Source organism: Phyllobacterium pellucidum (genome assembly GCF_013327855.1).
Taxonomy (GTDB): domain Bacteria; phylum Pseudomonadota; class Alphaproteobacteria; order Rhizobiales; family Rhizobiaceae; genus Phyllobacterium; species Phyllobacterium pellucidum.
Genome location: NZ_JABUMX010000002.1, coordinates 912,010 through 924,146, shown reverse-complemented (window position 1 = coordinate 924,146; position 12,137 = coordinate 912,010). Strand labels below are relative to the sequence as shown.

The window sequence follows — 12,137 nt, the reverse complement described above, 5'->3', positions numbered from 1 at the left end:
AATTGCAGCCGCTTCGGCTTTGGAGGCCGTCCATGACAAGCATTGCACAATCCGAAACGGCGAAGTCGCGCAAGGTGCTCTTCTATCGGCATTCGGTGCTCGTGCGTATCACGCATTGGCTCAACGTCCTCTGCCTGAGTTTTCTTTTGATGAGCGGCCTGCAAATCTTCAATGCCCATCCGGCGCTTTACTGGGGGCAATACGGCGCCGATGCGAGACCCGATCCATCGTTCATTTCAATCGGCGCGGTCGAGGATGGCGATACGATCAAGGGCGTTACCCGTATCGGCTCCATCTCTCTTCCGACGACCGGGGTCCTCGGTGCATCGATCGTCGATGGCGAACTTGCACCGCGCGCCTTCCCGTCCTGGATCACGATTCCGAGCTATCAGGACCTTGCCACCGGCCGGCGCTGGCATTTCTTCTTCGCCTGGTTCTTCGTCATCAATGGTTTCGTTTATCTCCTCTATGGCCTTCTCGCCGGGCATTTTCGCCGCGATCTTGCGCCGACCCGAACCGAACTGACGCCGGGCCATCTTGCCCACGAGGTTGCCGAACATGCGCGGCTGCGCTTTCCAAAAGGCGAAGCGGCCCGCCATTACAACGCCCTGCAAAAACTTGCCTATGTCGGCGTGATCTTCGTCCTGCTGCCGCTCATGGTCCTCACGGGGCTGACGATGTCACCGGGGTTCAACGCGATCTTTCCATGGCTGCTCGATCTCTTCGGCGGCCGCCAATCGGCGCGGACCTTCCATTTCATTACCGCCTCGCTCCTCGTCGCCTTTGTCATCGTCCATATCGTGATGGTGCTGGTTTCAGGCGTCTGGAACAATTTGCGCTCGATGATCACCGGCTATTATGCGCTGCGCGTCGAGCCTGAAAAGGAAAAGTCGACATGAGCATCGACCTGACCCGCCGCCGCTTCCTCATCGGCTCCAGCGTTGCGGCGACCGGGCTTTTGACCGGCTGCGACGCGCTCGTCCAGAGCACAACCGTCAACGATATACTGCAACGGGCAGAATCGCTGACAATGGGAGCCCAGCGACTCTTGATGGGGCACCAGCCCCTGGCGCGCGAATTCAGCGAAGCCGATCTTTCACCGGTGTTCAAGCCGAATGGCACGTCGGAACCGGGCAGCGAGGAGTATGCCCAGCTCAGGGAAACCAACTTCGCCGACTGGAAACTCGTCGTGAACGGAATGGTGCAGCGGCCATTGGAGCTCTCGCTGGCTGACCTCAAAGCCATGCCGTCACGGACGCAGATTACCCGGCACGATTGCGTCGAAGGCTGGAGCGCAATCGGCAAATGGACAGGTGTCCCGCTTGGCCTGATACTCGAAAAGGCGGGGCTTGCTCCCGGCGCGCGGTATGCGGTGTTCTATTGCGCAGACGAACTGGAGCAGACCCTCGATGGCAGCGGCAAATATTACGAGAGCATCGATCTCGTCGACGCCTGGCACCCGCAGACGATCCTCGCCTATGCCATGAACGGCAAGGAACTCGAAGTGGCGCACGGCGCGCCGCTACGGCTGCGCGTTGAACGCCAACTCGGCTACAAGCACGCCAAATATGTGATGCGCATCGAGCTCACCGACAGTTTCAGGGGTATTTGGGGCGGGAAGGGCGGCTTTTGGGAGGACCGAGGCTATGAATGGTATGCGGGTATTTGAGACCTGCCTAAAGGGGCGACTCAACGGTCGTCTGTGGCGACTGTCGCAGGGGACCGTTATTGTCTGAAAACAGCGCAAGCGCTCCCAGCAAGGCGAAAAACGTCAAGAGCACAAGTATTACGACGCATTGATGAACCAATAGTTCGGTCCCTCATCTGGAGATTCGTGTCTCGCTGCAGACCTGATCCACAACGTCGGCTGATCGTAGAAGAGAACCCATTCCCCTTAAGTGCCGCGCCATCGCAACAGCAGGCATCAAGCCTAGCGGTTGATGTGGCGAGAATACGACGATGCCCGGGATGGTGTTATTTACAGGCGCCGCTTCGCTGGTTGCCGCAAGAGTGCTTGCTCGGGACGAGAGCCCAAGGAAGCACGCTTTCAACACGACGCCAGCGAAAAACTTGCCGCCGATCCTTCAAAAGCCCGCCGGCTTTCACCATATGCGGCGCAACAGATGTTTCGTAACATGATTGAGGAGACTGTTGCATGCTGCCCGTTCTAAACCGCTTAAGCCGGATTGCCGCTATTCTTGCCCTGGGCATGGCGGTGTCATTCAGCGTTGTCCATGACGCTGACGCCCGGCGTGGTGGCGGCGGGTTTGGCAGCCGCGGCGCCCGCACGTTTCAGGCGCCCGCGCCGACGCGCACGGCGCCGGCTCCGGCAGCGCCAATCGAGCGCAGCATGAGCCCGCGGCCCGATGCGGCCCAGCCCTCTGCCGCACAGCCGCAATTGGGCCAGCAGCAGCGTCCGGGTCTTTTCGGCGGCATGGGCCGCTCACTCATCGGCGGTCTGCTGGTCGGCGGCCTGATCGGCACCTTGCTTGGCCACGGCTTCGGCGGTGCAGCCGGGTTCCTCGGCATGTTGCTGCAGATCGGGCTCCTTATTGGCGTGGTGATGCTTGCGATGCGCTTCTTCCGCTCGCGCCAGACGACCATGGCGCCGGCAGGCGGGCCTGCATTCGGCCGCAGCGCCGAAGGCAATGCGCCCTCAAACGCGTCCTTCAGAATTCCGACGATCGGTTCGGGTTCAGGTGCGGCGGGAAATGCCAACTACAGTAATGGTGGCGGCTATCAAGCGGCGGCAGCTTCCCCGGGCGGCGACGAGATCGGCCTGAAACAGGATGATCTCGACCGTTTCGAGCAGCTTTTGACGGAAGTGCAGACTGCCTATGGCAAGGAAGATTATGCCACGTTGCGCAAGCTGACGACGCCGGAAGCCATGTCCTATCTCGCCGAGGAACTCGGCCAGAACGCAACCGATGGCCTGCGCAACAGCGTTTCCAGCGTAAAGCTGTTGCAGGCGGATATTGCCGAAGCCTGGGCCGAAGGCGATACGGAATATGCGACGACCGCCATGCGCTATTCGAGCATCGACTCCATGGTCGACCGCGAAACCGGCCGCATCGTCAATGGCGACGAGAAGGAGCCGAGCCAGACCACGGAAGTCTGGACCTTCGTGCGCAAGCCCAATGCGGACTGGAAGCTTTCAGCGATTCAGGACGCCGCTTAATTCATTCACAAACAAAAGGCCCGCGCTTTACCGGCGCGGGCCTTTTGCGTTTAAATGGGTCGTTAGTCCACATCGTCGATCATGGCGCTTTCCCTACGGCCATGCAGGATTTCACGCTTGCCGACATGGTTGGCGGGCCCGACCAGGCCTTCCTTTTCCATCCGCTCGACCAATGATGCCGCGCGATTGTAGCCGATGCCGAGGCGGCGCTGGATATAGGAGGTCGAGCACTTCTTGTCGCGCAGCATCACCTTGACGGCCTGTTCGTAGAGTTCGTTGCCATCCTCGGCTGCCATGGCGCTCTTGTCGAACACTGCGCTGTCCTCGGCTTCCGGCTCTTCTTCTTCGCTCTCGTCCGCCGTCACGGTGTCGAGATAATCGGGCTGGCCCTGCGCCTTCAGGTGCGCGACGATCTTCTCGACCTCCTCGTCGGAAACGAAGGGACCATGGACGCGGGAGATACGCCCGCCGCCGATCATGTGCAGCATATCGCCCTGGCCGAGAAGTTGTTCGGCGCCCTGTTCGCCAAGGATGGTGCGGCTGTCGATCTTGGAGGTGACCTGGAAGGAGATGCGGGTCGGGAAATTCGCCTTGATGGTGCCGGTGATGACGTCCACGGAGGGGCGCTGCGTCGCCATGATCAGATGGATGCCGGCGGCGCGCGCCATCTGCGCCAGGCGCTGGATGGCGCCTTCGATCTCCTTGCCTGCGACCATCATCAGGTCGGCCATTTCATCGACGATGATGACGATGAACGGCATCGGCTTCAGATCGATGGCTTCCTGCTCGTAAATCGGCTCGCCCGTGCCCTTGTCGAAGCCGGTCTGCACAGTGCATGTGACCGTCTCGCCCTTTTCGGCGGCGCCGGTTACGCGCGCATTGAAACCGTCGATGTTGCGCACCCCGAGCTTCGACATTTTGCGGTAGCGATCTTCCATCTCGCGCACCGCCCACTTCAGCGCCATGACCGCCTTTTTCGGGTCGGTGACGACGGGTGTGAGAAGGTGGGGAATGCCATCATAAATCGACAATTCCAGCATCTTCGGATCGACCATGATCAGCCGACACTCGTCCGGCGTCAGCCGGTAGAGGAGGGAGAGGATCATGGTGTTGATGGCAACGGATTTGCCGGAGCCTGTCGTGCCGGCAACCAGAAGATGCGGCATCTTGGCGAGTTCGGCAATCACCGGCTCGCCGCCGATGGTCTTGCCGAGGCAAAGAGCGAGCTTGAACTTGGTCTTGTCGAAATTCTCCGAGGCAACCATTTCGCGCAGATAAACCGTCTCGCGCGTCGCATTGGGCAATTCGATGCCGATCACGTTGCGGCCCGGGACGACCGCGACGCGGGCCGAGAGCGCCGACATCGAGCGGGCAATGTCGTCGGCAAGGTTGATGACGCGGGACGATTTTACGCCGGGGGCGGGTTCGAATTCATAGAGCGTCACGACCGGCCCCGGCCGAACGTGGATGATTTCGCCGCGCACGCCGAAATCCTCAAGAACGCTCTCGAGGAGGCCGGCATTCTGCTCCAGCGTCTCCTGCGAGATCGTGACCGCATCCTGCGTCACCGCCTCCTGGAGCAGCGTCACCGGCGGCTTCTCATATCCGCCCGAATGCGTGGCTGCAATCGCACGGTCCGCAGCCGGTGCAAGCGCGAACGGGCGGGGCGCGAGCGGCTGTGCGGAGCGTACTATGTCGCGCCGCTTTGCCGTTTGGGTCGGTGCAATGACGACCGGGGCCGGCTCGGCCTCGATCACGACCATGGGCTCGATGGTGTCCATAACGATCTCGGCCTCGATCACTTCCGCTACGATCGGCGCGGACGTTTCGATGAGCCTTTCTTCAACCGGCGCGGAATCCAGTGGCGGTGCCACAAGCCGGGGCTTCCGCGCTGCCTCCAGGGCACCTGCCGGCGTGCACTCGACGATGCGAAACCGGGCGGTGATTTCATCAAGGCTGAAGGCCGGCTTCGGGTTCGGCCGGGCCGGCGCGACAATTTTCGGCGCTGTATCGAGGGGAATATTCATCGAATCAAAGAAGGCAAAGTCCGAGACATAGGCGAGGGGCGAGGCGCTTACCGGCGGTAGCGACGCTTGCCCCACTTCTGCGGCCCGAGTGGGTGCGGGTACCTTTTGTATACGTGCGGGTGCCTGGCGCGGCGCTGCCGCGACGTATGGCGGTTGCGGCACAGCGGGTGCTTGCGGCACAGCGATCGGCGTGGGCTTTGCCGTGGACGCGGCCGGCCGAGGCGCCGGCCTGATCTCCGGCAGCTTGCCCTTCAGGAGTTCGCTGTCGGGCGTACGGGTAAACCGGACATTCTCGGAAAGCGAAAACATGCGTTTGGAGATCGGCAGCGACGGGTCGTCAGCGTTCATCGGGTTTACCCGCTGCGGGCGTATGGCGGGGGATACCGGACGGGCCGGCACCGCAGGCGTGATGCTGCGACGCACGTCGACAGGTTCATATTGGGCGCTCACACGGCGGGGCGGCTCGGCGGCGCGTAGCGGCGCTTGTGCCGGCGCGGGCGCAGCGACCGGTGCCTCATATGGAGGGACGCGATTCGGCACCCGCTCCAATTCGGTCTCGAACTCATATTCGTCTGTTTTAATTGGAAAATTTGTTCTTGGGATGCGCATGATGCCTGCAAACGGAATGGTGTGGTGTTACCCGATGGGCTCCCTATTTGAATAGAAAACCAAGGTTAACAACTCGCTACTTTTGCCGGTTGCAGACCGCCTATTTCACCTGCGTGGCAGCAGGGCAACAGCCCGCAAATCCCGCCGAAAATCGATTGGGTTACTGCGAGGATTGCGCTTTACACAGACGTGCTACCTCGGCCTCGAGTTCCTTGATCCTTACGTCACGCCCTGCGACGATTGCTTCGACCTCCGCAGCCTCGAATCGCAGGGGTATATGTTGCGGGCAGTTCGCATCCCAGGCAGCAACCCTGAAAATGATCACCTGTTCCGGGCGGGCCCGATAGTTCTCGGGCATGAGCTTTGCGGTGAGTTCAGCGTCTTCGACCACCTCGGCCTCGCCCCAAAGCTTCACGCGCTGGCGCGTACGGTAGTCGATGAGAAAAAGGTAGGCCTTTGAATTGTCTTCCAGATTGCCTTGCGTGATGTACTGCCGATTGCCGGCAAAGTCGGCGAAGGCGATCGTATGGTCATCGACAACGTGCATGAACCCCGCCGGGCCGCCGCGATGCTGGATATAGGGCTGGCCTTCCGCATTGGCGGTGGCAAGGAAAACACTGGTCTGGCTCTCGATAAAGGCGACGAGATCGGGAGTGAACCCCGTCCGCCACGAGCCACGCTCTTCCATGCTGGCATAACCGGCGCGCGAACCCTTGCGCGCCTGGATCGATTTTACCGTCGGCGTGAAGGCTACATCGCTTGAATAGGCAGGGGCGGACGACATGACTGTGACCTCGTGCGTTGAACGTGACGCATATATAGCTTCTTTCATCAAATCGCAGTAGAAAGGGAAATCGGGAGTTATCCTACCAAAATATGGAAGGCTTGATGGATCGTCTTGATGCAATGGCCGTGCTTCTGGCTGCCGTGGACGCGGGCAGTCTGTCTTCGGCTTCCCGACGACTAGACATACCGCTTGCAACGGTAAGTCGAAAAGTGGCCGAACTCGAGGCCTACCTCGATACGCGTCTCCTGATACGCTCGAGCCGGCAGTTCGAGCTAACCGACGCCGGGCGCGCCTATGTTGAGGCGAGCAAAATGATTCTGCAGCAGGTCGAAGAAGCGGAGCGGATAGCTGCCGGGGAGTTTGTAGCGCCAAAGGGCGACCTGACCGTCACCGCGCCCATCGTTTTCGGCCGTTTGCATGTGCTGCCGGTGGTAACCGAATTCCTCAAGGCCTATCCACAGATCAATCTCCGGTTGAGCCTTAGCGATCGGCAGGTCAATCTGATCGAGGATCACATCGACCTTGCCATCCGCATCGGCAATCTGCCGGACAGCAATCTCGTGGCGACGAAGGTCGGGATGATCCGACGGGCCGCCTATGCAAGCCCGGCCTATCTATCAAGACGTGGCACACCCGCACGCCCGGAAGAACTCGCGACCCATGACTGCATCACCTTCGAGGGATTCAACTCGCCCAGGATATGGACCTTCGTCGAGGGAAAGCGCGAGATCGACGTTCCTGTACAATCGCGGCTCAGCGTGACCACCGCCGAAGCGGCGGCCGACGCGGCGGCGGCCGAGCTCGGCATTACGCGATTGCTCTCCTACCAGGCGCAAGGCGCTGTCTCCGCTGGAAAACTTGTCCTCCTGCTTGAAGACTTCGAGCCAGCGCCATGGCCGGTAAGCGCGGTCTATGTCGCGCAAGGGCGGACTCCACTGAAACTTCGCGCATTCGTGGATTTTGCCGTTCCATTGCTACGCGAGAGAATGGCGGCATTGTCCCTTACCACCTGAGGTGCCTGTGCGCCGGGCCCGCGTCTTGTACCCGTCAGTGCAGTCGCATAAAATCGGGAGATGGCCAGAGATATCCTCTTCGTTCAAGGCGCCGGGGAAGGTACCCACGATCACTGGGACGACAAGCTTGCGGAGAGCCTCCGACAGGAACTCGGTGCCGCCTATCCGGTCCACTATCCGCGCATGCCCGATGAGGGTGATCCGAAGTATGCCGCCTGGAAAGGTGCGTTGCTCAGCGCGTTCGATGGCCTGGACGACGGTGCAATTCTTGTCGGCCACTCGGTCGGCGGCACGATCCTGCTGCACGTCCTCGCGGAATCGGCCTTACCACGCGCGTTTGGCGGGCTGTTCCTGATAGCACCGCCTTTCATCGGCGAAGGCGGGTGGCCGGACGATGACATCGGGGCGTGCGACGACCTTGCGGATCGCCTTCCGCGCGGCATTCCCATCTATCTTTATCGCGGAACGGCCGACGATGTGGTGCCCGCCGCGCACACGGACCTTTATATGAAAGCTCTGCCGCACGCGGTGATCTGCACGCTCGAAGGCCGGGACCATCAGCTCAACAATGATATGCGCGAGGTCGCGCGTGACGTTCGGGCGGTCACCGGACGGAGTGAGGAGCCGACAGGAGACTAGCTGCGCTGCAAGGCGAGATGGGTGCCGAGACCGACGAGCAGGGCGCCGCCGGCCCGCTGCATGAGCCTGCGGGCGTGGTTTGAGCGCCGGAGCCGCGTGACAATTGCCCCAGCGAGAAAGACGCAGACGATGTCGGCGGATGAAAACATCAGGTTGACGATTGTTCCAAGGATCAGGAACTGTACCCAGATGGGGAATGCCGCCGAAGCATCAATGAATTGCGGCAGGAACGCCATGAAGAAAATGGCGGTCTTGGGGTTAAGCACTTCGACGCTGATACTCTCAAGGAATGCGCGGCGGCCGGACTTTGCCTCAATCCCGGGCAGCGCGACATCCTCGACCCTGGCACGAAACAACGAGATGCCGAGCCAGACAAGATAGGCAGCACCGGCAAGCTTCACCAGCATGTAGAGCATTGGCACGGCGTGAAAGAGCATCGACAGGCCCGCCGCGGCGGCAATGACATGGACATAGCAACCAAGATGAATGCCGAGGGATGCCATCAAGCCCGCACGGCGTCCGCGCGCGATCGTCTGGGCGGCGGCGTAGAGCATGGCTGGCCCTGGAATATAGGCGAAGATCGCCGTCGTTATCAGGAACGCGATCAACAATTCGCTCGATGGCATTTCTCTGCTCCGGTGCGGGAGGTTCGCCCTGACTGGGCCCAAGCATTCAATACTGGCAAGCGCTGCAAAAGTCATCAAGGATGGCCAAGAATGACGTTCGCCATCAAGGCACAAATTGAGTTAAGTTGCGACGCTTTGCTTTGCGCTCACCTTGCTGAGGATAGTCATGATCAGACCAGTAACGGCTCTTCTTTCCTTGGTCTTTACCATCGGCCTGCATTCCCCGCCCGCATTTGCCGAGGACGACAGCACATCTCAGCTTGCAACCATAAACAAGATCATAAGAGGCGAGGGCAAACCCGGCGAAACCGCGACAGCCAAGAACGGGGAAGTTGTCTACACGGTTCTGGAAGGCGGCGTCGTTGAAATCAGGAACTTGCGCTACAACACGCTGCAACGGTTCAATACGATAAAGCAGGGCGATAATAACAGGTCAAAATAGCACCATGGACTGGTCGCTGGCGTACTGCTGTCTGAGCACCGTTGTCATCTCTGATCGCTTTGGAATCCGACCGGTTTGAATCGCAGCCCGTCCGGGAATGCAGCTCGGTTGAGCATAAAAGGACGTGAACATGATTCCGTCCTTCGCAAGCTGATCAATGTTAGGCGTGGGTATGCCTCTGGCTGCACCCCCAAGATAGGGACCAGTGTCTCCATAGGAAGCACAATATTTTCCTAGTTTTTACTATGCTCTTGGGGAGTAAAGTTGCATCGCCTGAAATTCGGACAAGCACATATTTACGCGCGGATTTACCGTAACGTACTTCCACCTATGAATTTTCACGCCTGAATTGCAATCGCATTGTAATCTCTTGAGGAGAATTTCCGATGAAGGATACAAAGACCGGAAAGTCGGACGGAGCACCTTCCGTCAGCCGCCGCGAACTTTTGCTTGGCGGCAGTTCCCTTGCCGTCGCGGCCCTTGCTGTGGCCTCCACCGTGGATCGAAGTAACGCACAAACTCAACAGCCCGCCGCCGAAGCCCAATCCGGCGGGTCAGGTAAGCCGCCGAACATTCTCGTCATATTTGGCGACGATATTGGTATTCCACAGATCAGCGCCCACACAATGGGGTTGATGGGGTATCGTACTCCGAATATCGACCGCATCGCAAAAGAAGGCGCGATCTTTACGGATTCCTATGGTCAGCAAAGTTGCACTGCGGGCCGTGCGTCCTTCATTCTCGGTCAGGAGCCCTTTCGCACCGGACTTCTTACTATAGGCATGCCGGGCGATCCGCACGGTATCCAGGATTGGATGCCAACCATTGCCGATGTAATGAAGTCGAAAGGATACGCCACAGGCCAGTTCGGGAAGAACCACCTCGGCGATCAGGATCAACACCTGCCGACAAATCATGGCTTTGACGAATTTTTCGGCAATCTCTATCACCTGAATGCTGAGGAAGAGCCCGAGGGATATTTTTATCCGAAGGATCCGTCTTTCCGAAAGCAGTTCGGCCCGCGCGGTGTGATCAAGTCGAGTGCGGATGGAAAGATCGAAGATACGGGCGCGCTCAATACCAAGCGGATGGAAACCATCGATGAGGAATTCCTTGCTGCTGCCAAGGACTATATCGATCGCCAGCATAAGGCAGACAAGCCGTTTTTCGTCTGGTTCAATTCCACGCGGATGCACGTCTTCACGCACCTTAAGCCTGACTCGATGGGAAAAACAGGCAAAGGAATTCATGCTGACGGCATGGTCGAACATGATGGACACGTCGGACAGCTTCTCGATCAGTTAGATGAACTCGGAATCGCCGAAAATACCATTGTCCTTTACACGACCGACAATGGCGCTGAACTCGCGCTTTGGCCGGATGGCGCCCAGACAATGTTCCACGGCGAAAAGGGAACGACGTGGGAGGGCGGTTTCCGTATTCCCATGATGGTCCGCTGGCCAGGAGTCGTCAAACCTGGGACGGAGGTTAACGACATTGTTACGCTCATGGATTGGATGCCGACATTCGCAAGCGCGGCCGGCATCCCCGATCTCAAGGACCAAATGAAGACAGGCTTCAAATCCGGCTCGAAGGATTTCAAAGTCCACCTGGATGGTTATGATCTCATGCCGTTACTCAAGGGGGACACGCCAACCGGCCCGCGTGACGCGGTGTATTACTTCGATCAAGGCGGCAACCTCAATGCCATACGTTGGAACGACTGGAAGTTGAGCTTTGCAGTCGCCAGCCACGGCAACATTGCAACGGCCACCAGGGAAGTGCCGAGTTGGGCTCTTATCGCGAACTTGCGTATGGATCCGTATGAGCGCGGTATGGAGGATGGAGGCGGTGCGCTCGAATTCCTCGCTCGCAACATGTGGTTGCTTGTGCCAGTCCAAGGCAAGATCAAGGAATTTTTCTCTGATTTTACTCAGTTTCCTTATCAGGAAGGCAGTTCGCTCAATGCAAGCGGCATCAACTACGGGATGCTGCGCCAGCAAGACGCGCTTAAACGGCTTAACGATTTAGAAGCGTTGCGGCCTCAATAAGTGTCCGGTCATGTCGCGGGAGGCCACTTGGCCTCCCTCAGGACAACGTGATCGACAACCGTCGAAAAGCGACCAAAACTAAAATAGAGCTTTGATTGCAAATATTGCCCATGGATACGCCGCCCTTCCAATAAAATCGTTGTTAATCAATAGCAGCCAGTTGCAGCATGATGCGACACAAGTCTGCCTATTCTGGCATCCGTCAACTTGGTATCTGGTTGATTCTATCGAGAAAAGAAATGGTAGCGAAGGAGGGATTCGAACCCCCGACACAAGGATTATGATTCCTCTGCTCTAACCTACTGAGCTACTTCGCCCCATATGCCAAGCGTTCCGTCAATGGCCTGCCTTTAAAGCTGTACCGGGGAACGCGCTGTCAATCGACAGGGACGGGCGGGGTATATGTGCGTAGAAACTGCCTGTCAAGTGGATGACTCGGCCAAGTTGCGAATGGCTCCTCGGGTCAAAGCACACGGATGACCGGGAAGGTGGGAAAATTAAAGTAACGCGTCTTCGCACCCAATATAGCCGGTCCGAGATCATTTGAATTGCGACGACGCGATCCTCTCTTTGTCAGCGCATCAATAGGTGCCCCCTCATCCACCAGCATTGCAGTCTTCCTTGTCCACCACTGCCGGCACCCTAATCCACAAGTGCCGTCACCCTAATCCGCCGTTGCCGTCATTCTCGCGTTTCAACCGAGGGACGGCGCTTGTCCCGAGGTTCACTCTCCCGGGTAACTGATGCGATCTTGCCGTTGCACCG

At 58.9% G+C, this 12,137-nt stretch carries 10 protein-coding genes, 1 tRNA gene and 1 pseudogene; 7 read left to right on the top strand and 5 right to left on the bottom strand.

Annotation, left to right across the window (positions count from 1 at the left end):
- Window positions 1-32: 32 nt before the first annotated feature.
- The 3 genes from HQ945_RS12505 to HQ945_RS12495 all read left to right on the top strand — a co-directional run bounded on the left by HQ945_RS12505 (window position 33) and on the right by HQ945_RS12495 (window position 3,178).
- The gene (locus HQ945_RS12505) at window positions 33-899 is read left to right on the top strand and encodes a cytochrome b/b6 domain-containing protein (protein WP_113280841.1); all 867 of its coding nucleotides are present in this window, start codon (window positions 33-35) and stop codon (window positions 897-899) included.
- Window positions 896-1,669: a molybdopterin-binding protein gene (locus HQ945_RS12500; RefSeq protein WP_091923929.1), complete on the top strand. Its 774-nt coding sequence runs from the start codon at window positions 896-898 to the stop codon at window positions 1,667-1,669. The genes HQ945_RS12505 and HQ945_RS12500 overlap by 4 nt, the downstream gene beginning before the upstream one ends.
- Before the next feature lie 486 nt (window positions 1,670-2,155).
- Complete coding sequence (locus HQ945_RS12495; RefSeq protein ID WP_113280840.1) at window positions 2,156-3,178, top strand: Tim44 domain-containing protein; 1,023 nt, start codon at window positions 2,156-2,158, stop codon at window positions 3,176-3,178.
- Window positions 3,179-3,240: 62 nt separating this feature from the next.
- Here the strand turns inward: HQ945_RS12495 and HQ945_RS12490 are convergent, their stop codons facing one another.
- Window positions 3,241-5,814, bottom strand: a complete 2,574-nt coding sequence (locus HQ945_RS12490; RefSeq protein ID WP_113280839.1) for a DNA translocase FtsK — start codon at window positions 5,812-5,814, stop codon at window positions 3,241-3,243.
- A gap of 160 nt (window positions 5,815-5,974) precedes the next feature.
- On the bottom strand, window positions 5,975-6,598 hold the full coding sequence (locus HQ945_RS12485; RefSeq protein WP_113280838.1) for a pyridoxamine 5'-phosphate oxidase family protein: 624 nt from the start codon (window positions 6,596-6,598) through the stop codon (window positions 5,975-5,977).
- 104 nt (window positions 6,599-6,702) lie between these two features.
- Between HQ945_RS12485 and HQ945_RS12480 the strand changes: the two genes are divergently transcribed.
- Together HQ945_RS12480 and HQ945_RS12475 are read left to right on the top strand one after the other, a co-directional pair.
- Window positions 6,703-7,614: a LysR family transcriptional regulator gene (locus HQ945_RS12480; protein ID WP_113280926.1), complete on the top strand. Its 912-nt coding sequence runs from the start codon at window positions 6,703-6,705 to the stop codon at window positions 7,612-7,614.
- Window positions 7,615-7,674: 60 nt separating this feature from the next.
- On the top strand, window positions 7,675-8,253 hold the full coding sequence (locus tag HQ945_RS12475) for an alpha/beta fold hydrolase (protein WP_091923922.1): 579 nt from the start codon (window positions 7,675-7,677) through the stop codon (window positions 8,251-8,253).
- Here HQ945_RS12475 and HQ945_RS12470 read toward each other — a convergent pair.
- Window positions 8,250-8,879 (bottom strand): LysE family translocator, encoded by a 630-nt coding sequence (locus HQ945_RS12470; protein WP_027229592.1) that lies wholly within the window; start codon window positions 8,877-8,879, stop codon window positions 8,250-8,252. The genes HQ945_RS12475 and HQ945_RS12470 overlap by 4 nt on opposite strands.
- Window positions 8,880-9,045: 166 nt before the next feature.
- Here HQ945_RS12470 and HQ945_RS12465 point away from each other — a divergent pair, with 166 nt between their 5' ends.
- Window positions 9,046-9,321 carry a hypothetical protein gene (locus tag HQ945_RS12465; protein WP_027229593.1) on the top strand — a complete coding sequence of 92 codons (276 nt, stop codon included), beginning with the start codon at window positions 9,046-9,048 and terminating at the stop codon, window positions 9,319-9,321.
- 27 nt (window positions 9,322-9,348) lie between these two features.
- On the opposite strand, the pseudogene HQ945_RS12460 reads toward HQ945_RS12465, so the two are convergent.
- Window positions 9,349-9,537 (bottom strand): annotated as a pseudogene (locus tag HQ945_RS12460) (sulfatase-like hydrolase/transferase); the annotation flags it as partial.
- 170 nt (window positions 9,538-9,707) lie between these two features.
- On the opposite strand from HQ945_RS12460, the gene HQ945_RS12455 reads away from it, so the two are divergent.
- The gene (locus tag HQ945_RS12455; protein WP_113280836.1) at window positions 9,708-11,372 is read left to right on the top strand and encodes an arylsulfatase; all 1,665 of its coding nucleotides are present in this window, start codon (window positions 9,708-9,710) and stop codon (window positions 11,370-11,372) included.
- Window positions 11,373-11,612: 240 nt separating this feature from the next.
- Here HQ945_RS12455 and HQ945_RS12450 read toward each other — a convergent pair.
- Window positions 11,613-11,689: transfer RNA gene (locus tag HQ945_RS12450), tRNA-Met, on the bottom strand.
- Window positions 11,690-12,137: the final 448 nt, after the last annotated feature.